We start from the raw sequence: 19,132 nt of genomic DNA on the forward strand, positions 1-19,132 counted from the left end.
GCCCTCTGGAGAGGGCCGGGCGGGGGGCCGCTGAATGGGGGGTACGGTCGCGGGCGGTCGAGCCGCTGAGCGGGCGCCGCCGGTCCCGTGGCGGGAACCCGCCGGGGCGCCAACCCGCCACGTCCGGACAACTCCCCTGTCACACATGCCCCCTGAGACTCTTCGCAGCACTCACGAAGAGAGGCGAGGATGAGCAGAGGACCAGTCAGACGCGGGGCGACCCTCCTGTCGGCCGGGCTTGTGATCGGGCTGTTGCCGGTCGGGCCGGCGGCGGCGCAGGAGGCTCCCGAGGGAACGCGCATCCAGGCGGCCACCCGTACCGTCACCCTCGTCACCGGGGACCGGGTGACCGTCACCGACCTCGGCGGCGGCAGGAGGACCGTCACCGTCGAGCGGCCGGTGGGCGCCGTCGGCGCCGTACGCACCCAGAACGCGAACGGCGGGATCAGCGTCGTACCGGACGAGGCCCTGCCCTATCTGCGCGACGGGCGGCTCGACGAACGGCTCTTCGACGTCGACGAGTTGCTGCGCCAGGGGCTCGCCGACGGTGAGAGCGGCGAGCTGCCGCTGATCGTGACGTACGAGAAGAACGCGCGGACCGTCACCCCGCGCGGTGCCGAGCGGACGCGGTCGCTGCCCAGCGTGCGCGGCGCCGCCGTCGAGGCCGACAAGGGGCGTACCTTCTGGCGGGCGTTCACCGGGCAGGCCGGCATCGACGGCGTCTGGCTCGACGGGCGGGTCACCGCCGCCATGGCCGAGAGCAACGCGCAGATCGGCACCCCCGACGCCTGGCAGGCCGGGCTGACCGGCAAGGGCGTCACCGTCGCCGTGCTGGACAGCGGCGTGGACGCCGGCCACCCCGACCTGGCCGGACGGATCGCGCGCAGCCGCAGCTTCATCGCGGGGGAGGAGGTCGCCGACCGGCACGGCCACGGCACGCATGTCACCTCCACCGTCGGCGGCAGCGGTGCCGCCTCGGACGGCAAGGAGAAGGGCGTCGCCCCCGGCGCCACGCTCGCCGTCGGCAAGGTCCTGAACGACCAGGGCTCGGGCAGCGAGTCCGAGATCATCGCCGGGATGGAGTGGGCCGCCCGGGACGTGGACGCCGACATCGTCTCGATGAGCCTCGGCTCGACCGAGGCGAGCGACGGCACCGATCCCATGGCGCAGGCCGTGAACACCCTCTCCCGTGAGACCGGCGCGCTGTTCGTGATCGCCGCCGGGAACACCGGCGCGCCCTCCTCCATAGGCTCGCCGGGTGCCGCCGACGCGGCGCTGACCGTCGGCGCCGTCGACTCCGGCGACCAGGCGGCCTGGTTCACCAGCGCCGGCCCCCGCTACGGGGACAACGCCCTCAAGCCCGACCTCTCCGCCCCCGGCGTCGGCATCCTCGCCGCCCGGTCCCGGCTCAGCGAGGGCACCGGCGACTACACCTCCATGGACGGCACGTCGATGGCGACCCCGCACATCGCCGGGGTGGCCGCCCTGCTCGCCGAGAAGCACCCCGACTGGACCGGCGCGCAGCTCAAGGACGCGCTGATGTCCACGTCGAAGCAGCTCGACGCCTCCGCCTACCGACTGGGCGCGGGCCGGGTCAGCGTGCCCGACGCCGTCGCCGCCCGGATCACGGCGACGGGCAGCGCCGACCTCGGCTTCTACTCCTGGCCCTACGAGGGCAACAAGCCGGTCACCCGCACCGTCACCTACACCAACTCCTCCGACGCTCCCGTCGAACTGAGCCTGTCCGTGCGGGGGGCGCCCGACGGTGTCGCCGCGCTCGCCGACACCGCGCTCACCGTGCCCGCCCACGGCACGGCGTCCACGACCGTGACCGGGGACGGTGCGAAGGCGCCGGTCGGCGGCACCAGCGGGCAGATCGTGGCCTCGGCCGGCGGCACACCCGTCGCGCACACCGCGTTCGGACTGGTCAAGGAGGAGGAGCGGTACACGCTCACCGTCCACGTCAAGGACCGCGCGGGCGCGGCGACCGCCGCCGACCTCGCCGTCCAGCGGCTGGCCGCGGGCGTCGACACCGTGCCCGCCCACGTCGGCGACTCGGGCACCCTGGAGCTGCGGCTCGTCCCGGGGACGTACAGCCTGACCTCCTTCCTCGACGTGCGGGGCAGCCACGGCGCCGACTCGCTCGGCCTCGGCTTCCTCGCGGCGCCCGAGGTCGTCCTCGACCGGGACCGGGAGATCACCCTCGACGGCCGGAAGCTGCGCGAGGTCCGCGCCGACGTCGGCCGGCGCACCGAGACCCGTCAGCTGCTCATGGAGTTCGACCGCAGCGCGAACGGCTCCGACCTGTTCGGCGCGGTGCAGGTGCCCCTGATGTACGACAGCGTCTTCGCCGCGCCCACCGGGAAGGTCACCCAGGGCGGCTTCGAGTACCGGACCGTGTGGCGGCTCGGCAAGCCGATGCTGGAGGCCAGGGGGATCGGCGAGGCCGTCGTGCAGCCGGGCGGCACCCTCGCCGAGGGCCGGACCAGACTGCCGCTCGTCGACGTCGGCGCCGGCCCGTTCACCGGGGTGAAGGGCAAGGCGGTCCTCGCCCGGCTCACCGAGGGCACCGAACCGGCCGCCCTCGCCCAGGCCGCCCAGGACGCGGGCGCGAAGGCGCTGTTCGTCACCGACGACGCGCCCGGCCGGCTGATGGCGTGGTGGGGCACGGACGACAACGCCGACCGGCCGCTCCCGATCGCCACGGTCAACGCCGCCGACGCCGCCCGGCTGCGCGCCGCGGGCCGCGTCGACATGACCGGCACGCGCAACACGCCGTACGTGTACGACCTGTCCGAGGGGCACCCCGGCGCGGTGCCCGACCGGGACCTGACGTACGCGCCGGGCAAGCGGGACCTGGCCGCCGTGCACACGAAGTACCACGCCGCCCGGCCGGTGAGCGGGGGCGAGTTCCGGTACTCGATCACCGACACCTTCCCGGTCGGCATCGGCTTCAAGGAGCGGATCGACTACCCGGCCGAGCGGACCGAGTACGTGTCGACCGGGCGCGGCCAGCTGTGGCACGAGTCCGTGGAGGCCGCCGACGGCGCGCTGGAGCAGCGCAGCGGTCTGGTGCGGTACGAGGGCGGGTCGCGTCCCGGGCTCGACTGGTTCAAGCCCGTCTGGCACCCGTGGCTCGGCACCGGGCTCGGCTGGGGCCAGCAGCGGGCCGGCAACCGGCTCCAGTTCAACGCCCCCGGCTGGGGCGACTCCGGTCCCGACCACACCGGCTTCGGCGACGTGTGGAGCGAGAGCAGCGGGATGACCCAGACCACGGCGGTGTACCTGGACGGCGAGCTGGTCGACGACGGGCCGTCGTCCGCCGCGTACGTGTGGGACGCGCCCGCCGACGAGCACACGTACAAGCTGGTCACGGACACCGCGCTGGACGCGGACCGCTGGGGGATCGGGACGAGGGGCCACGCCGAGTGGACCTTCCGGTCGGCCGCGACCCCCGAGGACCGCTGGACCTACCTGCCGCTGATCAACCTGTCCTTCGACGTGGACACCGACCTCGCGGGCGAGGCGCGCGGCGGGCGGAAGCTGTCGGTCGGCATCGGCGCCGAGTACGTGGCGGGTGCCCCGGACACCGGGACGATCGGCGGCGGGACGCTCCAGGTGTCCTACGACGACGGCAAGACCTGGAAGTCCGTCCGGCTGACCGGCAAGGGCGCGTCCTGGCACGGCACGCTGGACGTGCCGCGCGGCGCCGAGCACGTCTCGCTGCGGGCCTCGGCGCGCGACGACCGGGGCGGCTCGGTCACGCAGGAGATCGTGCGGGCCGTGGGCGTCCGGTAGCACGCGGACGGCGCCGCCTCCCTGGGACGGGGAGGCGGCGCCGTCGTGTTTCTCGGACCGTCAGACCAGCCAGCCGACGAAGTGGACGAGGCCGGCGAGGATGTCGGTGAGAAGGTTCATGATCGTGCAGCTCCTTGCGCATTCATCGTGTGGGACCTGTGCTCGACTACGGTCTGCAGCCCGTCGCTCGCGCACCGTGAGTATCTCTGGGAGCACGGGCCCCATGCGATCTCACGAGCGACGATCACCTGTTCCAGGGAACAACTGATCCCCTGTTCGAAGCCGCAGTACGCCCAGGTCGGCCAAGTCCTGTGGTCTCAAACGCAGTTGGTCAGCCGTCACCTCCGCCTCCGCCGGTGTGCGCTTCAGGATCGCCGCGGCGAGCTCCGGCGCGATGACGGAGAAGTAGCTGTCCGGCGTGGCCCAGGTGCTGCCGGGCGCGGCCAGGGCCAGCGCGCCGCCCGAGCCGCCCTCGCCGATGACCAGCGTGGTCACCGGGGTCCTGGCCGAGGCCACGGCTCCGAACAGATCGGCGATGGCGGCACCGGCCCCCTGCCGCTCGGCCTCCGCGTCGTTCGCCGCGCCCGGGGTGTCCACCAGGGTCAGCACCGGGATGCCGAGCCGGTCCGCCAGGCGGATCAGCCGGGCGGCGGTGCGGAATCCGGCGGGCCCGGTCGCCGTGCCGGTCTGGGCGGCGTACGCGACCGTCCGCCCCGCGTGCTCGCCGAAGCCGCACAGCATGCCCTCGGTGTCCGTGCCGCCGCAGCGGTCGCCGGACAGGGCGACGCGGTGGGCGAAGTAGGCGTCCAGGTAGGCCGCGGCGCGGGGCCGTTCGGGCGCCCGGGCCCGCCGGACCGCGTCCCACCCGGTGGCGGGCAGGTCCGTGGCGCCCAGCGGCCCGGGCACCGGCGCCGGGGCGTCCGACGGCGCCGTCAGCAGCCGCAGCCAGCGCCCCAGCGTCCCGCGCAGCTCCCCGGGCGGCACGACGGCGTCCGCGCTGCCCGCCGCCACCTGCGCCTCGGCCGTGTACGCCGCCGGGTCGGCATCCGGCGGCCGGACCCGGGAACCGGCGAAGCCCACCTGGGCGCCGGGCAGCGCGAGGACCACGTCGGCGCCCGCGCCCAGCGTCGCCCAGCCGCCCCCGGTGGCCGGGTCCCGCAGGACGGCGACCTGCGCGAGGCCCGCGTGACGGGTGAGCGCCGACTGCCGGGCGACGCGCTGGAGCTGGGTCAGCGCGAGCATGCCCTCCTGCATCCGGCTGCCTCCGGTGGCGACCAGCGGCACGACCGGCAGCCGGTGCTCCCGCGCGTACGCGTAGGCCGCCTCCAGCCGGTCGCCGGTGCGCCGGCCGAGCGAGCCGCCGAGGAACCCGAACTCGAAGGCGAGCAGCACGGCCCGGACGCCCTCGACGTGCCCGGTGCCGCAGACGACGGACTCCGTCTCGCCGGTGCGTTCGGCGGCGCGGGCGCGCTGGGCGCCGTAGCCGGGCCAGCCGAGCGGGCCGTCGGGTTCCTCGTCGCCGTCCGGACGGGGCAGTTCGGCGAAGTCGTCGGTGAGGAGGGCGAGGAACGCGCGCGCGGAGAGCCGGTCAGCCATGGTCCAACGCCCGCTTCATGATCTTGCCCATCTCGTTGCGGGGCAGCGCGTCGAGGTACCTGACGACGCGGGGCCGCTTGTGCGGGGCGAGCCGGGCGGCGACGTGCTCGGCCAGCTCCTCCAGGGAAGGCGGCGCCTGTGGATCGGCCGGCGCGATCCAGGCCACGATCCGCTCGCCCAGGTCCGGGTCGGGCTCCCCGGTGACGGCCGCCTCCCGCACCCCCGGGTGTTCGAGCAGCGCGTTCTCGATCTCGCCGGCCCCGATCTTGTACCCGCCGCTCTTGATCAGGTCGGTGGCCTTGCGGCCGACGATGCGGACATGGCCGTCCGGATCGCGCACCGCCATGTCGCCGGTGCGGAAGAACCCGTCGCCGGTGAAGGCGGCGGCGGTGGCGTCGGGGCGGTTGAGGTACTCCGTGAACAGGTTCGGGCCGCGCACCTGGATCTCGCCGACGGTCTCCCCGTCGTACGCCGTGATCCGCGTGCCGTCCTCCTCCACGAGCCGCAGCTCCACCCCCGGCAGCGGCACGCCCACGGTCCCGGCGCGGGGCTCGCCGTCCGCGCGGACGCTCGGCCGGGGGTCCGGGGGTGTCCACCGGGAGGAGCACAGCATCAAGGTCTCCGTCATGCCGTACCGCTCGATCACGCGCCGTCCGGTCGCGGCGGCGATCCGCTCGTGGTCGTGCACGGGCAGCGCGGCCGACCCGGACACCAGCAGCCGGGCCCCCGCGAGCGCCTTGGCCAGTTCCGGGTCGCCGGGCAGGGCCTCGGCGATGCGGTGGTACATCGTCGGCACCCCGAACAGCATGGTGGCGCCGCCGCTCAGCTCCCGGGCGGCGCCCTCGGTGCTGAACCTGCCGAGGTGGCGCACCGATCCGCCGAGCCGCAGCGGGCCGAGGATCCCGAGCACCAGTCCGTGGACGTGGAACAGCGGCAGCCCCTGCACCAGTACGTCGTCGCCGGTCCACCGCCAGGCGTCGGCGAGCGCGTCCAGGGTGGCGGCCAGCGCCCGCCGGGGGATGACGGCGCCCTTGGGCGGGCCGGTGGTGCCGGAGGTGTAGACGATCAGCGCGGGATCCTCCGCACCGCCCTCGTCCGCCGGGGCGGGTCCGGCGGCGCGCACGTCGACGTCCACGCGCGGCAGCCCGGCGAGCGGCTCGGGCAGCTCGTCGCCGGGCGCGGCCAGCACCAGGGCCGGGGCGCTGTCGGACAGGATGTGGCCGAGCTCCTTCCCGCCCGACCTGGGGTTGAGCGGCACGGCGGCGACACCGGCGAGCAGCGTGCCCACGACGGCGACGGCGGTCTCCATCGCCGGCGCCGCCCACACGGCGACCCGGCCTGCGCCGCGCACCCGTGCGCCGACGGCCCCGGCCGCCGCGGCCAGCTCCCGGTAGGTGAGGGAGCGTTCGCCGAACCGCAGGGCGACGTGGTCACCCGGGTCGCTGGTGAGGGCGGGGAAGAGGGAGGACACGCGGCACTCCTGGAGGACTCGGGGAACGGGCACCCCCTTCCTACCCCGGCCCCGGGGCGATCCGACGCCGAGGGAGGTTGACGCCGGTCACGTCCCGTGCCCACTCACGCATGGCCGTCGCCGTGTCCCCACCAGCGTGGCCAGGTCCGGGGCCAGGGGCAGTTCGACCGTGCGCAGCGCCGGGTGCTCCAGCCAGTGCAGCCGCGCCCGGTCGACCCGGCCCTCGTGCGTCGGGGGCCAGCCGGTGGCCGGGGTGAAGTCGTCCAGGACCACCGTGCCGCCGGGGGTGAGCAGCCGGCTCACGTCGGCGGCCGGGTCGTGCTCCGACTTGCCCTGCCCGCCGCCGTCCAGCACCAGCAGGTCGTACGGGCCCCGCTCGCCGATCCGCGCCCAGTCGCCGGTGAGCACCTCCACCCCGGGCCGGTCGGCGAACACCTCCGCGGCGATCCGCGCGCGCCCGGGATCCCGCTCCACGCTCACCAGCCGTACGCCCGCGCCCGCCCCGGACGCCAGCCAGGCCAGCCCCACGCCGCAGCCCGTGCCCGTCTCCCCGATGATCCCGCGCGCCCCGCCCGCCAGGGCGTGCAGCAGCCGCCCCTGCTCGGGCCGGCAGGAGTACGGGAACCCATGGGCCCGGGCGGCGGCCACCGCCCGTCCGACCAGCGGAGGCAGCATCCCGGCCGCCGTGTCGTAGGCGTCCGTCCCGGAGATCGACATGCCGCCGATCCTGCCGCAGCGGGCGTACCGGGTCACGGCCTCGGCCCCCCCGTTGTCGTCATGTTGTTAGCCTGCCCGGCAGTCGCACTGCCGTACGAGCTGGTCGCAGCGCCCCAGGAGGAGTCCCCGTGCCGTCCGCCCCGCCCCGCATCGCTCTCGTCACCTGTCGTCCCGGGCCGCAGGTCAGTGTCGATCGGGATCTGCCCGTGCTGGTCGCGGCGTTGCGGGGCGCGGGGGCCGAGGCGTCCGTCGAGGTGTGGGACGACGACGCGGTGGACTGGGGCGGGTTCGATCTCGTCGTCATCCGGTCCACCTGGGACTACAGCTGGCGGGCGGCCGAGTTCACGGCCTGGGCCGAGGCGTGCGGGAAGGTCACGCGGCTGGCGAACCCGGCGGCGGTGGTGCGCTGGAACACCGACAAGCGCTACCTCGGGGAGCTGGCGGCGGCCGGGGTGCCCGTCGTCCCCACCCGGTACATAGCGCCGGGCGACCCCGTCGGCCTGCCCGGCGACCACGAGTACGTCGTCAAGCCGACCTCCGGCGCCGGCGCCCGCTTCGCCGCCCGCTACACGCCCGACCGGCACGCCACCGCCGTACGGCAGGTGGAGCGGATGCACGCCGAGGGGTTCACGGCGATGGTGCAGCCGTATGTGCGCAGCATCGACACGGCCGGCGAGCGGGCCCTGCAATACGTCGGCGGGGAACTGCTGCACGCCAGCCGCAAGGGGGCCGTCCTGACGCCCGGCACGCCCTACGACGAGCGGAAGGTCGCGCACCCCGGCCTCGAGCCCTGGAAGGCCACCCCGGCCGAACGCGCCGTCGCCGAACGGGCCCTGGCCGCCGTGCCCGGCGCACCCGAGCTGCTGTACGCCCGGGTCGACCTGGTGGACGGGGAGGACGGGCTGCCCCGGGTGATGGAGCTGGAGCTGGTCGAGCCGAACCTGTTCCTGTGGCTGCACGAGGGCTCGGTGCCGCGCGTCGTCGAGGAGATCGTCAGGGCAGCCGGCCGTCGGCCGCCGTCCGCTGGAGCAGGCCCCAGGTGAACTCCGCGACCACCTCGTGCGGCCTGCCCTCCGCGTCCGGGGCGGTGAAGGCGAGGCCCCACCGGGTGGGCGCCGAGCCCTGGAGCGGGCGGGCGGGTGAGAAGGCGCGGGCGGCCTCGTCGACCGTGCAGGACCAGGGGGTCAGGTCGTCCAGCGTGCGCAGCCGCGGGCCCTCGGCGCCCGGGGCGCGGACCAGCCACTCGTTCCAGACGACGCCCTTCTCGGCCACGAGCACCTCGAAGCGCAGGTCCGGCCAGAGGGGGAGCGGCCACTGCCGGGCCTCGCACTCCAGGTCCCCGATGCGGCGCGGGGCCGCCGACTCGGGCTCGCCCAGCACCGAGCGGTAGCGCGAGGCGGCGGAGCGGGACCGCGGGGAGCGGATCATCGCCTGCCAGCGCCGGTTGGCCTCCCGCATGTCCGCGATCGAGGCGCCCAGCTCGCGGCGGGCGTCCTCGACCAGGCCCGGGTTGTGGTCGGCCATGCGGCGCAGCAGCACCAGCTGGAAGTCGAGCGGCGTGAACGGGCCGGCGGGGCGCTGGGAGGAGGACATGGGCCCATCGTCGCTCACCGGGGCAGGACGGACGCGCGTGCCCATTGCCCCGGCAAACGCAGTATGAGTAGCCTGTGTTCGCCATTCCGATCGCCTGTTGATATCTCGAACATCGGGTATCGCGACCGCAGGCGCCTGAGACACCTAGGGAGGGGGCCGGACATGGGACGTCTCGTACCAGCCGTGACCCGGGCTCTCGACATACTCGAGCTCTTCCTCGACGGGGACGGCACGCTCTCCGCCCCCGACATCGTGCGCCGGCTCCAGCTGCCGCGCACCACCGTGCACGAACTGGTCACCACGCTCGCCGCCCGCAAGTACATCGTCCCCGTGGCCGGCCAGCCCGGACGGTACCGGCTCGGGGTGCGTCCCTACCAGCTCGGCGCCCGCTACGCCGAGCACCTCGACCTCGCCGCCGAGGGGCAGCAGGTCGCCCGGAGCGTCGCCGAGACCTGCGACGAGACCGTGCACGTGGCCATCCTGGAGGACACCGACGTCATCTACATCGCGAAGGTCGACTCCACGCACGCGGTGCGCATGGTCTCGGCGGCCGGGCGCCGGCTGCCCGCCCACTGCACGTCCGTCGGCAAGATGCTGCTGGCCTCCCTGCCCGAGCCGGAGGTCGAAGCCCGCTTCCCCGACGGCGCCGAGCTGACCGCGATGACGCCGAACAGCATCACCGACCCGGCCTCGCTGCGCGCGGCCCTGGCCGAGATCCGCGAGCGCGGCATCGCGGTGGAGAACCGCGAGTCCAACCCGGACGTGTCCTGCGTGGCCGCCCCGGTCCGGGACCGCACCAGCAGGGTCGTCGCCGCGCTGTCGATCTCCGTGCCCATGATCCGCTGGAGCGAGGAGCGCCGCGCCGAACTGGAGGAGCTCGCCGTGAAGGGCGCCGCCGACCTGTCCGAGCGCCTCGGCCACCGGAGCGTGGCATGACGTACGAGGTGGCGGTACGGGCCGAGGCCGCCCTCGGCGAGGGACCGACCTGGGACGCGGACGCGGGCCGGCTGATCTGGGTGGACATCCTGGGCTGCCGCGTGCACACCTACGATCCGGTCTCCGGGCGGCGGACGGTGCGCACGACCGAGCAGCACGTGGGCGCGGCCAAGCCGCGGACCGGCGGCGGGCTCGTCCTGAACCTGCGGGACGGCATCGGCGTCGTCGACCCCGACGGGACCTTCCGCCTGCTCCACCACGACCCCGTCCCCGGCCGCCGGGCCAACGACGCCGCCGTCGCCGCCGACGGCAGCCTCTGGGCCGGCACCATGCGCTACGACGAGGCCCCCGGCGGCGGCACGCTCTCCCGCCTCACCGGCGACGGCACCGTGACGACCGTCCTGGACGACGTCGCGGTCAGCAACGGCACCGGCTGGAGCCCCGACGGGCGGCTGATGTACTACATCGACTCGCCGACCCGCCGGATCGACGTCTTCGCCCACGACGACGCGCACGGCCGGGTCGCCGACCGGCGCCCCTTCGTCACCGTCGAGGAGGACGCCGGCTTCCCCGACGGACTCACCGTGGACGCCGAGGGCTGCGTGTGGGTGGCGCTGTGGGGCGGCTCGGCGGTACGCCGCTACACGCCGGACGGCACGCTGGACCGGGTGATCGACCTGCCCGTCCCGCTCGTCACGGCCTGCGCGTTCGGCGGCGCCGGCCTGACCGACCTGTACGTCACCACGGCCCGCACCGGCCTCACCGCCCCGCACCCGCTCGCCGGGTCGGTCCTGGTGGTGCCCGGAGCGGGCAAGGGGCTGCGGCAGCCGGCGTTCGCGGGCTGACCGGGGCGCGGCGCCCGGCGGCCCGGCGCGGACCGGGCCACCGTGGGGCGGAGGCGTGCGCTCGGATACCGGGCGGCGTGGCCCGCGTGCTCGGCCGCCGGCGGCGTGCGGGGCGCGCGCCAGGCGGTCCGGTCGGCTGCGCCCCGGTGTTCGGCGGCCGGTCGGGAGGTCGTCGACCGCCGCGCGGCGCGCTCACGCGCCGGTGCGGTCCAGGGCGCGCAGGATGTCCCGTTCGGACGGGGTCAGCGGGGGCTCGGTCGCCGGGGGCAGCGGGGGGCCGGCCAGCGCGGCCAGCAGGGTGGCCGGGCGCAGGACGCGGGCCGGGCCCGTCAGGATGCTGGTCACGTCCCACAGGGCGGCGGCCGCCGGATAGGAACCGGCCGCCGTCCTCGTCAGGCGCCGGGTGTACGCGGTGACGAGCCGGTCGGCGGCGTTCGGCTTCCCGCCGCGCGTGCCCGGGTACCTGACGTCCTGGCCGACGGCCAGGGCCCACGCCGCGTCGACCGACCGGGCCGCCCCGCGCTGCACGCGGCGGGCGAGACCGGGCGCGGTGACACCGGCCCTGCGCACCTCCCCGGCCAGTACCCGCGCGCCCAGCGCGGCCACCGACATGCCCTGCCCGTAGGCCGGGTTGAAGGTGGCCAGCGCGTCGCCGAGGACGACGAAGCCCTCGGGCCAGTGCGGGGCCTTCTCCACGTAGCGCCGCACATTGCTGGTGCTGCGGCTGACGTGCACCCCGGTGAGCGGCTCGGCGCCCGAGATCAGCCGGCCCACGATCGGGTCGGGCAGCTCCAGCGCGTAGCGCCGGAACCCCTCCGGGTCCGCCGGCGGCTCGCCGCCCCGCGTGCCGGCGAGGCTGACCATCCACCGGTCGCCCTCGATGGGCAGGACCATGCCGCTGCGGCCCGGCCGGGAGGCGTACGGGTCGGCCTGCACGACCGTCAGCGGGAACCGCCCGGCGCCCTCCGGGACGCGGTAGACGCGGGTGGCGTTGACCAGGCCCGAGTCCACGGTCCGCTCCCGGACGCCGGTCACGCCGAGGCCGTCCAGCCAGATCGGCAGGCGCGAGCCGCGACCGCTCGCGTCGACGACGAGGTCGGCGTCGAGGACGTCGTCCCCGGCCCCGTCCGCCGCCGCGACGCGGACACCCGTGACGCGCCCCGGACCGCCCGTCAGCTCCCGTACGCCGGCCCTGCGGATGCCGATCCCGGCCCGTTCGAGCACCGCCTCGCGCACCGCCCAGTCCAGCAGCGCCCGGCTGCAGGTGAGCATGGCGGGGCCCTCGTGGCGCCAGCGCCGCAGCCAGCCGTCGGGCGTGAGCGCCAGCATGCCCGAGCTCAGGGATATCTCGTGCGCCCCGGCCGCGAGCAGCCGCTTGCGCATCCCGAGGCCGGGCACGAGGTCCTCCATGGCGGCCAGGCCCCCCGCCATCAGCAGATGCGCGTGCCGCCCCTGCGGCAGGCCCCGGCGGTGCTCCGGTCCGTCCGGCAGCTCGTCGCGCTCCAGCACGGTCACCTCGTCCACCGCGGTGGACAACGCCGCCGCGGCCAGCATGCCGGCCAGCCCGGCACCGATGACGACAGCTCTACGGGACACGTTCTCCTCCGGTTCGGCCGGACTGCGGTCAACTCCCGTCGGACCCCGACGTGTTCAGCCGTGGGTCCAGCCGTGAGCGGCCTTCACCGTACCTTCACGCACGGCGTCGCCGGCCGGGGACGCCGCCAGCGTGCGGGCCAGCTCCACCAGCCCGCCCGGGTTGGAGACCTCCGTGGCGTGCAGCCGGTACGTGCTCGGGGTGTCCAGGGGCGCCTCCCGCGCGGCGGCGCGGCGTGCGGCGTCGGTGAGCATCGCCGCCTCCGCGGCCAGCCGGGCCTGGTGGGCGGAGCGGCCCGCGCGCAGGGCGGCGTCCCGTTCCCGTTCCCGCACCTCGTCGTCGAAGTACGGCGCCAGGGCGAGCAGCGCGTCGTGGATGGACACCTCGCGCCACTGGAGCCGCTCCCGGGGCAGCTGCCACCAGGCGGCCGGCGGCTTCGGGGCGGTCGGCACGAACCGCAGCAGCGCCCACAGGGGGCCCAGCCCGCGGTAGTCGTCCAGCCCTCGCCACTGGGCCACCACCGCCGGCAGCAGCCGCGGCAGCACGAAACCGGCGGAGCAGGTCAGGGCGCCGAGCGAGGCCATGGGCGGGGCGAGCGTCGTGGACAGGAAGTCCAGGTCGTGACCCCACCAACGGGCCACGACCGCCGTGTACTTGGCCAGCTGGAAGCCCACCACGTCCAGCAGGCTGCCGGCCAGGATCAGCCGCAGCCCGGTCCGCAGCAGCCCGTCGACCTCCCGCAGCCACCGGACGCACACGGCGCACATCACCAGCGTCGCGGCGCTGTGCCCGAGCAGATACAGCAGGATCATCTCGCGCATGTACGGGGTGTTCGCGTAGTACGTGTCGAGGTCGGTGAGCCGCTCCGTGTGCGCGTCGGCGAGCACGAACAGCACGACGAGCGCGACGATCAGCACTCCGTAGGCGCCCATGCTGCGCAGCACCCGGCGCCGGATCCGCGCGCGGGAACCGCCCCGCCAGTTGATCAGCAGGACGAGCAGCGAGCAGCTGTAGGCCGACAGCATCCCGTACGTCAGGGGCGCCCCGAAGTTGGGTACGCCCGTGAGGTCGTTGACGGCGGCGAGGGTCAGCGGAGCCGCGCAGACGAAGACCAGGGAGCCGAGGACGATCGCCGCGCAGGTGGACAGGGCCAGCGGGCTGCGCACCGGGCCGCGCGGCCGGCGCAGCAGCACCAGGCAGGACAGCCCGAACACCCCGGCCGCCAGATACACGACGAGACTCATGCCGGAGAACTCCGTTCGCTCGGCGCCCGGTTCACGGACGCCCGGTCCACACCCTCCCCTTCATACCCCGCCCGCCCCGGCTGTCGCGCCGCGCTCCCGGGCCGGGGCGGCGGGGCGGGCGGCGGCCAGCGCGTCGGCGATGCGCACCAGCACGGCCGGTCCGGGCAGCCGGTCGGGCAGCCGGCCGGCCGCGTCGGAGCGGGGGCCGCCGCACGTCCCGGGGGGAGTGTCCCAGAGTTCCGTGTCCCGCGCCGCCGAGGCCACGGCCACCGCCCACGCGTGCGCCTCGGCCCGCTCGCGGTCGCCGCCGGCCCGCAGCGCGTCCTCGCGCGCGCGGTCGTACAGGGCGCCGTCGAGATGCGGGGCGAGATGGCTCAGCGCGTTGTGGATGCTGGTCTGCCGCCACACCAGCCGGGTCGCGGGGGAGGACAGGCGCGGCCGGGGCAGCCGCAGGGAGCGCCGGGTGAGGACGTCGTCGAGCACCCGCTCCAGCGGCGCCAGCCGCGCGTACGTCCGCCCGGCCCGCCGCCACTCGGCGGCCCGCGGGGCGATCAGCGGGATCAGGATCCCGGCGACCGTCAGGAAGGCGCTCACCGCGGCCGCCGCCGGGGAGATCCCGGTGACGAGCACCGGCCAGTCCCGCCCGCTCCAGCGCGCGGCCACCGCCGCCAGCTTGGAGACGCTGTACCCGGCGTTGCACAGCGTGCCGGCCCCCAGCACCGTCAGCCCCACCCGCAGCGGGCCGCGCACCTGCCGGGCCCAGCGCAGCGCCGACACCGTGGTGACCGTGACGGAGGTGAGGTGCCCGGCCAGGTACAGCACGATCATCTGGCCGATGTACGGCGTCGTCGCGTAGTAGGTGTCCAGGTCGGTCCGGCGCTCCACGGGCGCGTCGCCCAGCGCGAAGGTGACCGCGATGCCGAGGACGACGAGCGTGTACGCGAGGATCCAGCGGCGCGCGACGACCCTCACCCGGGGTCCGCCGCGCCAGTACACGATCAGCACCTGTGCGGCGGCGCCGTACGCGGTGATCGACGCGTAGGTGAGCGGCGCGGCCAGGTTGGGGACGCCGCTGAGCCGGTTGACGGCGCCGACGGTCGGCGGGGCGCCGAGGAGGAAGCAGAGCCCGGCCAGCCCGAGGACCGCGCAGAGGGAGCGCAGGTAGGGGTCGTGCCGGTGGCGCACCAGGTCGGGGGCCCTGGCCGCCAGGCCGAGCCACAGCACGGCGCTGCTGACGTAGTTGGCCAGGCCGTTCACCGGTGGGGGCCCCGGTAGTTGAGGGCGGCGCCGATGCGTCCGGCCAGGCCCTCGGCGTCGTCGTCCCGCGCCGCGTACACGGAGTCCTCCGGGGCCTCCAGCCAGCCGCGCAGCCGGCGGCCCATCAGCATGCCGAAGCGGTCGGCCTCCTGCTCCTCGGTCAGGCTGAAGTCCGTGCGCGCGGCGACGGCGCGGGGCCTGCCGTCCCCGGCCGGGGACGGTTCCGCTTCCGGGTCCGCCGCGTGCCGGCTCATGTGCCACACCTCGTGGCAGAGGATCACGATCTGGTGCCACACGGCGGCCCGCCGGTCGACCACCACGACGTCGTGCGTCCCGGCCTCCAGCCACAGCCCGCTGGCGGTGTGCGGCGGGAAGGTCTCCCGGCGGACCACGATCTCGCGGCCCCGCCACGCGGCGACGGACGCGACGAGCGCCTCGAACAGGGCCTCCGGGTCCGCGGGGACCGGCACCCGGATGGGGTCGATGAGCGCGTCGGCGAGGCGACGCATCTGCCTGCTCGTACGCACCGTTCTCCTCCCGGGTCCCGTTCCGCTCGCGGGGTGCCGCGCGGTCCACCCGTGCAATATGCCAAGACTCCCGTCCGCTCAGCCACCTCCGGGTGGTGACCCGGCGGCGGGGGACCGCCCGCAGGGCGTCGGGATGGCACGAGGCGCGGGAGAAGGCCACGTTACGCGCCCGCCTCTGCCCGCGTCCCGCGATCCGGAGACCGCCGTTCCATGAGAAAAGCGCTCCGCCGCGCGAAAGTCCTGCGCGACTTATTGACGTGTGCGATCTCCCACCTTACGTTCCCGTTCGAAGTTACGAGCGCGATTCGAAATCTCGAACGAGCGGGGGAGTGCTCTCCCTTCGCGCACCGGTACATCACCAACAGATGGGGCAGGGCATGGGACGACCTGGCCTGAATCGCAGGCACTTTCTGGCCGCGGCCGGCGGCCTGACGGTCGCGGGCAGCTTCGGCTTCGCGGCCCTCGGCACGGGCGCCGACGCCCTGACCTCCGACGTCGGCACGCGGGTGCGCTACTGGAACCTCTTCAGCGGCGGCGACGGCTACAACATGATCGCGATGCTGGACGCCTTCCGTGCGGACAACCCCGGCATCGACGTGAAGGACTCCACCCTCCAGTGGGGCAGCCCCTTCTACACCAAGCTCGCCATGGCCGCGGCCGGCAACCGCGCACCGGACCTCGGCGTCATGCACCTGGGCCGGGTGCCCGGCTTCTCGCCCGGCCGCCTCCTCGACCCCTGGGACGTCGAACTGCTCGCCAAGTACGGCGTACGGGAAGCGGACTTCAACCCCACCCTGTGGAAGCGCGCCGTCGTCGACGGCAAGCTCTACGCCCTCCCGCTCGACATCCACGTCCAGCTCTGCTTCTACCGCAAGGACGTGCTGAAGAAGGCCGGCCTGCTCGGTGCCGACGGGCGGATGGTGTCCCCGACGTCGACCGACGAGTGGTTCGCCATGCTGAGGGAGGCCCGGGCCGCCACGAAGAAGGGCCTGCAGACCATCGGCCTGTGGCTCAACGACCAGAACTTCCAGTGGTGGTTCTTCGTCGCCTTCTACACCCAGCTCGGCGGCACCTGGTTCGACGACGCGAAGACCGAGGTCACCTTCGACACCGACAAGGCCACCCAGGTCCTGGAGTTCCTGCGCCGGCACATCACCGACGGGTACGCGAACCCGGGCTTCGGGGGCGGCGCGGGCGCCGAACAGTTCGTCAACGGCTCGCCGTTCGTCTGGGAGGGCAACTGGTCCGTGCCGGTCTTCGACAGCGCGAAGGTCGACTACGGCGCGGTCCCGCTGCCGCCCGTCTTCGGCAAGCAGGCCACCCACGCCGAGTCGCACTCCTTCGTGCTGCCCCACCAGGCCGGCCGCGGCGGCGCCACCAACGACGGCGCGCACCGACTCGCCGCCTACGTCGTCAAGCACGCCCGGCAGTGGGCCGCCGGCGGACACATCCCCGCGTACACGCCGACCCTGTCCACGGCCGAGTACAGGAAGCTCCAGCCCCAGAACGAGTACGTCTCCGCGATGGACCACCAGGCCACCGAGCCCAAGGTGTGGTTCGCCGGCTCCACCGGCATCCTCGCCCAGCGCGTCGGCCCGATCGTCGTCTCCTCGACGATGGGCTCCGCCGAGCCGGCCGCCGCCGCCCGCCGGATGAAGAGCATGCTCGCCCAGTTGCTCGCCGCCAAGAACCCGATGGACGGCCTCACCGCCGCGCAGGGAGGTGCGGTCGCATGACGACGACCAGTGCTGAGACCGTCGTCCGCCCGGCCCGCGTCAAGGCCGCGGCCGGCACCGCCACCGTCCGCCGCAGGCAGGGCTTCCAGCACGGCGGCTGGTTCGTCGCCCCGTTCCTGCTGCTGTTCGCCCTGTTCGTGATCTGGCCGCTGCTGCGCGGCCTGTGGCTCAGCTTCACCGACGCCAACATCTCCGGCGACGGCGCGGACTTCATCGGCCTCGACAACTACCGCGAGGCGTTCCAGGACCCGCTGATGTGGGACGCGTTCGGTCACAGCGCCTTCTTCACGCTGCTCGTCGTGCCCTGCATCACCGTCCTCGCCTTCCTCCTCGCGATGCTCGCCCACCACATCGAGCGCGGGAAGTGGCTGTGGCGGCTCTGCTTCTTCCTGCCGTTCCTGCTGCCGTCCACCGTCGCCGGCAACCTGTGGCAGTGGCTGTTCAACCCCGGCACCGGCATGATCAACCACGTCTTCGGCATCGACACCCCCTGGCTGACCGACAAGTCGTACGCCATGCTCGCCGTCGTCATCTGCACCCTGTGGTGGACGGTCGGCTTCAGCTTCCTGCTCTACCTCGCCGCCCTCCAGGGCATCCCCGCCCACCTGTACGAGGCCGCCCGGCTGGACGGTGCCAACGCCTGGCACCGCATGGTCCACATCACCCTGCCGATGCTGCGCAACATCACCGGCCTCGTCATCGCCCTGCAGATCCTCGCCTCGCTCCAGGTCTTCGACCAGGCCGTCGTGATGATGGACTTCGGCACCGGTCCCGAGGAATCGACCCGCACGTTCGTGCAGTACACCCTCGAAGAGGGCTTCACCAGCTACCGCGTGGGCTACGCCTCCGCGATCTCCATCATCTTCTTCGTGCTCATCGCGGCCGTCGCCCTCGCGCGGATGTGGCTGCTGCGCAACCGTGAGGAGGGCGGCCGATGACCACCGCCGTACAGCAGACACGGGTCGAGCCCCGCAAGGCGTGGACGCCCAGCCAGATCGTGCTCACGCTGATCGGCGCGGCCGTCTCCGCGGTGATCCTCTCGCCGCTCGTCTGGGCGCTGTTCACCTCCCTGAAGTCGGAGACCGAGGCCGTCGAGGTGCCGCCGCACTGGCTGCCCGAGGACTGGACCGGCCAGGCCTGGACGGCCATCTTCGAGACCGGCAACATCACCGACTGGTTCGTCAACTCGGTCGTCGTGTCGGTGTGCGTGACGGCCGTCGTGCTGTTCGTGAGCGCGCTGGCCGGATACGGCTTCGCCCGCACCGAGTTCCGCGGCAAGGGCGTCCTGATGGGCGTGGTGATGGCGGGACTCATGGTCTCCCCGGCCGTGCTCGGCGTCCCCCTGTTCACGACCGTCCAGCAGATGGGGATGGTCGACACCTACTGGGGCATGATCCTGCCGCAGTGCGCGCCCGCCGCGATGGTCTACATCCTCTACAAGTTCTTCCAGGGCATCCCGCGCGAACTGGAGGAGGCCGCCTTCATCGACGGGGCGGGCCGCTGGCGGGTGTTCTTCACCATCGTCCTGCCGCTGTCGCGCCCCTCCCTCGCCGCGGTCGGCATCTTCACCTTCATCGCGTCGTGGAACAACTTCCTGTGGCCCTACATGGTCACCAACAACCCCGACCTGATGACCATGCCGAACGGCATCGCGACCGTCATGAACTCCTACGGCATCCAGTGGGCCCAGCTCATGGCCGGCGGCCTCATGGCGGGCCTGCCGCTGATCATCGTCTTCGTCTTCTTCCAGCGCCAGATCGTGGCGGGTGTCGCGCACACCGGCCTCGCCGGCCAGTGACCAGCCCGAGAACAGGAGCC

Annotated in this window: 15 protein-coding genes; 7 read left to right on the forward strand and 8 right to left on the reverse strand. The window is 74.3% G+C overall.

The genetic code is table 11. The features are described 5' to 3' along the window. The first annotated feature begins 189 nt into the window (after nucleotides 1–189). Entirely contained in the window at nucleotides 190–3,798 is a 3,609-nt protein-coding gene (locus IEZ05_RS00700; protein WP_189227949.1) for a S8 family serine peptidase, read from the forward strand. A gap of 231 nt (nucleotides 3,799–4,029) precedes the next feature. Here the strand turns inward: IEZ05_RS00700 and IEZ05_RS00705 are convergent, their stop codons facing one another. From IEZ05_RS00705 to IEZ05_RS00715, 3 genes are all read right to left on the reverse strand, one after another. Beyond that, nucleotides 4,030–5,394: a carboxyl transferase domain-containing protein gene (locus tag IEZ05_RS00705; RefSeq protein ID WP_189227950.1), complete on the reverse strand. Its 1,365-nt coding sequence runs from the start codon at nucleotides 5,392–5,394 to the stop codon at nucleotides 4,030–4,032. Further along, on the reverse strand, nucleotides 5,387–6,865 hold the full coding sequence (locus IEZ05_RS00710; protein ID WP_189227951.1) for an acyl-CoA synthetase: 1,479 nt from the start codon (nucleotides 6,863–6,865) through the stop codon (nucleotides 5,387–5,389). The genes IEZ05_RS00705 and IEZ05_RS00710 overlap by 8 nt, the downstream gene beginning before the upstream one ends. Before the next feature lie 87 nt (nucleotides 6,866–6,952). Continuing rightward, on the reverse strand, nucleotides 6,953–7,582 hold the full coding sequence (locus IEZ05_RS00715) for an O-methyltransferase (RefSeq protein ID WP_189227952.1): 630 nt from the start codon (nucleotides 7,580–7,582) through the stop codon (nucleotides 6,953–6,955). Nucleotides 7,583–7,710: 128 nt separating this feature from the next. Here IEZ05_RS00715 and IEZ05_RS00720 point away from each other — a divergent pair, with 128 nt between their 5' ends. Beyond that, the gene (locus IEZ05_RS00720) at nucleotides 7,711–8,625 is read left to right on the forward strand and encodes an ATP-grasp domain-containing protein (protein ID WP_189227953.1); all 915 of its coding nucleotides are present in this window, start codon (nucleotides 7,711–7,713) and stop codon (nucleotides 8,623–8,625) included. Here IEZ05_RS00720 and IEZ05_RS00725 read toward each other — a convergent pair. Next, nucleotides 8,576–9,175: an RNA-binding protein gene (locus IEZ05_RS00725; RefSeq protein WP_189227954.1), complete on the reverse strand. Its 600-nt coding sequence runs from the start codon at nucleotides 9,173–9,175 to the stop codon at nucleotides 8,576–8,578. The genes IEZ05_RS00720 and IEZ05_RS00725 overlap by 50 nt on opposite strands. A 162-nt stretch (nucleotides 9,176–9,337) precedes the next feature. Between IEZ05_RS00725 and IEZ05_RS00730 the strand changes: the two genes are divergently transcribed. Beyond that, a complete protein-coding gene (locus IEZ05_RS00730; protein WP_189227955.1) occupies nucleotides 9,338–10,111 on the forward strand; it encodes an IclR family transcriptional regulator in 774 nt (257 codons plus the stop codon). After that, entirely contained in the window at nucleotides 10,108–10,956 is an 849-nt protein-coding gene (locus IEZ05_RS00735) for an SMP-30/gluconolactonase/LRE family protein (protein WP_189227956.1), read from the forward strand. Before IEZ05_RS00730 ends, IEZ05_RS00735 begins: the two co-directional genes overlap by 4 nt. A 192-nt stretch (nucleotides 10,957–11,148) precedes the next feature. On the opposite strand, the gene IEZ05_RS00740 is transcribed toward IEZ05_RS00735, so the two are convergent. The 4 genes from IEZ05_RS00740 to IEZ05_RS00755 are packed head-to-tail and all read right to left on the reverse strand — an operon-like array spanning nucleotide 11,149 to nucleotide 15,578. Further along, nucleotides 11,149–12,552 (reverse strand): NAD(P)/FAD-dependent oxidoreductase, encoded by a 1,404-nt coding sequence (locus IEZ05_RS00740; protein WP_229869545.1) that lies wholly within the window; start codon nucleotides 12,550–12,552, stop codon nucleotides 11,149–11,151. Between the two features lie 54 nt (nucleotides 12,553–12,606). Then, on the reverse strand, nucleotides 12,607–13,794 hold the full coding sequence (locus IEZ05_RS00745; RefSeq protein ID WP_189227957.1) for an MAB_1171c family putative transporter: 1,188 nt from the start codon (nucleotides 13,792–13,794) through the stop codon (nucleotides 12,607–12,609). Nucleotides 13,795–13,854: 60 nt separating this feature from the next. Then, the gene (locus tag IEZ05_RS00750; protein ID WP_229869546.1) at nucleotides 13,855–15,051 is read right to left on the reverse strand and encodes an MAB_1171c family putative transporter; all 1,197 of its coding nucleotides are present in this window, start codon (nucleotides 15,049–15,051) and stop codon (nucleotides 13,855–13,857) included. Further along, the gene (locus tag IEZ05_RS00755) at nucleotides 15,048–15,578 is read right to left on the reverse strand and encodes a toxin (protein WP_189227958.1); all 531 of its coding nucleotides are present in this window, start codon (nucleotides 15,576–15,578) and stop codon (nucleotides 15,048–15,050) included. Before IEZ05_RS00755 ends, IEZ05_RS00750 begins: the two co-directional genes overlap by 4 nt. Before the next feature lie 377 nt (nucleotides 15,579–15,955). On the opposite strand from IEZ05_RS00755, the gene IEZ05_RS00760 reads away from it, so the two are divergent. The 3 genes from IEZ05_RS00760 to IEZ05_RS00770 are packed head-to-tail and all read left to right on the forward strand — an operon-like array spanning nucleotide 15,956 to nucleotide 19,112. Beyond that, a complete protein-coding gene (locus tag IEZ05_RS00760) occupies nucleotides 15,956–17,314 on the forward strand; it encodes an extracellular solute-binding protein (RefSeq protein WP_189227959.1) in 1,359 nt (452 codons plus the stop codon). Further along, on the forward strand, nucleotides 17,311–18,252 hold the full coding sequence (locus IEZ05_RS00765) for a carbohydrate ABC transporter permease (RefSeq protein WP_189227960.1): 942 nt from the start codon (nucleotides 17,311–17,313) through the stop codon (nucleotides 18,250–18,252). The genes IEZ05_RS00760 and IEZ05_RS00765 overlap by 4 nt, the downstream gene beginning before the upstream one ends. Then, nucleotides 18,249–19,112, forward strand: coding sequence for a carbohydrate ABC transporter permease (locus tag IEZ05_RS00770; protein WP_189227961.1), 864 nt, complete (start codon nucleotides 18,249–18,251; stop codon nucleotides 19,110–19,112). The genes IEZ05_RS00765 and IEZ05_RS00770 overlap by 4 nt, the downstream gene beginning before the upstream one ends. Nucleotides 19,113–19,132 lie beyond the last annotated feature (20 nt).

The organism is Streptomyces flaveolus (genome assembly GCF_014648815.1).
Classification (GTDB): domain Bacteria; phylum Actinomycetota; class Actinomycetes; order Streptomycetales; family Streptomycetaceae; genus Streptomyces; species Streptomyces flaveolus.

Coding starts and splice junctions, on each gene's coding strand:
- IEZ05_RS00730 (WP_189227955.1), top strand. CDS start 9,338: ATGGGACGTCTCGTACCAGCCGTGACCCGGGCTCTCGACATACTCGAG.
- IEZ05_RS00765 (WP_189227960.1), top strand. CDS start 17,311: ATGACGACGACCAGTGCTGAGACCGTCGTCCGCCCGGCCCGCGTCAAG.
- IEZ05_RS00705 (WP_189227950.1), bottom strand. CDS start 5,394: ATGGCTGACCGGCTCTCCGCGCGCGCGTTCCTCGCCCTCCTCACCGAC.
- IEZ05_RS00700 (WP_189227949.1), top strand. CDS start 190: ATGAGCAGAGGACCAGTCAGACGCGGGGCGACCCTCCTGTCGGCCGGG.
- IEZ05_RS00760 (WP_189227959.1), top strand. CDS start 15,956: ATGGGACGACCTGGCCTGAATCGCAGGCACTTTCTGGCCGCGGCCGGC.
- IEZ05_RS00735 (WP_189227956.1), top strand. CDS start 10,108: ATGACGTACGAGGTGGCGGTACGGGCCGAGGCCGCCCTCGGCGAGGGA.
- IEZ05_RS00715 (WP_189227952.1), bottom strand. CDS start 7,582: ATGTCGATCTCCGGGACGGACGCCTACGACACGGCGGCCGGGATGCTG.
- IEZ05_RS00725 (WP_189227954.1), bottom strand. CDS start 9,175: ATGTCCTCCTCCCAGCGCCCCGCCGGCCCGTTCACGCCGCTCGACTTC.
- IEZ05_RS00770 (WP_189227961.1), top strand. CDS start 18,249: ATGACCACCGCCGTACAGCAGACACGGGTCGAGCCCCGCAAGGCGTGG.
- IEZ05_RS00745 (WP_189227957.1), bottom strand. CDS start 13,794: ATGAGTCTCGTCGTGTATCTGGCGGCCGGGGTGTTCGGGCTGTCCTGC.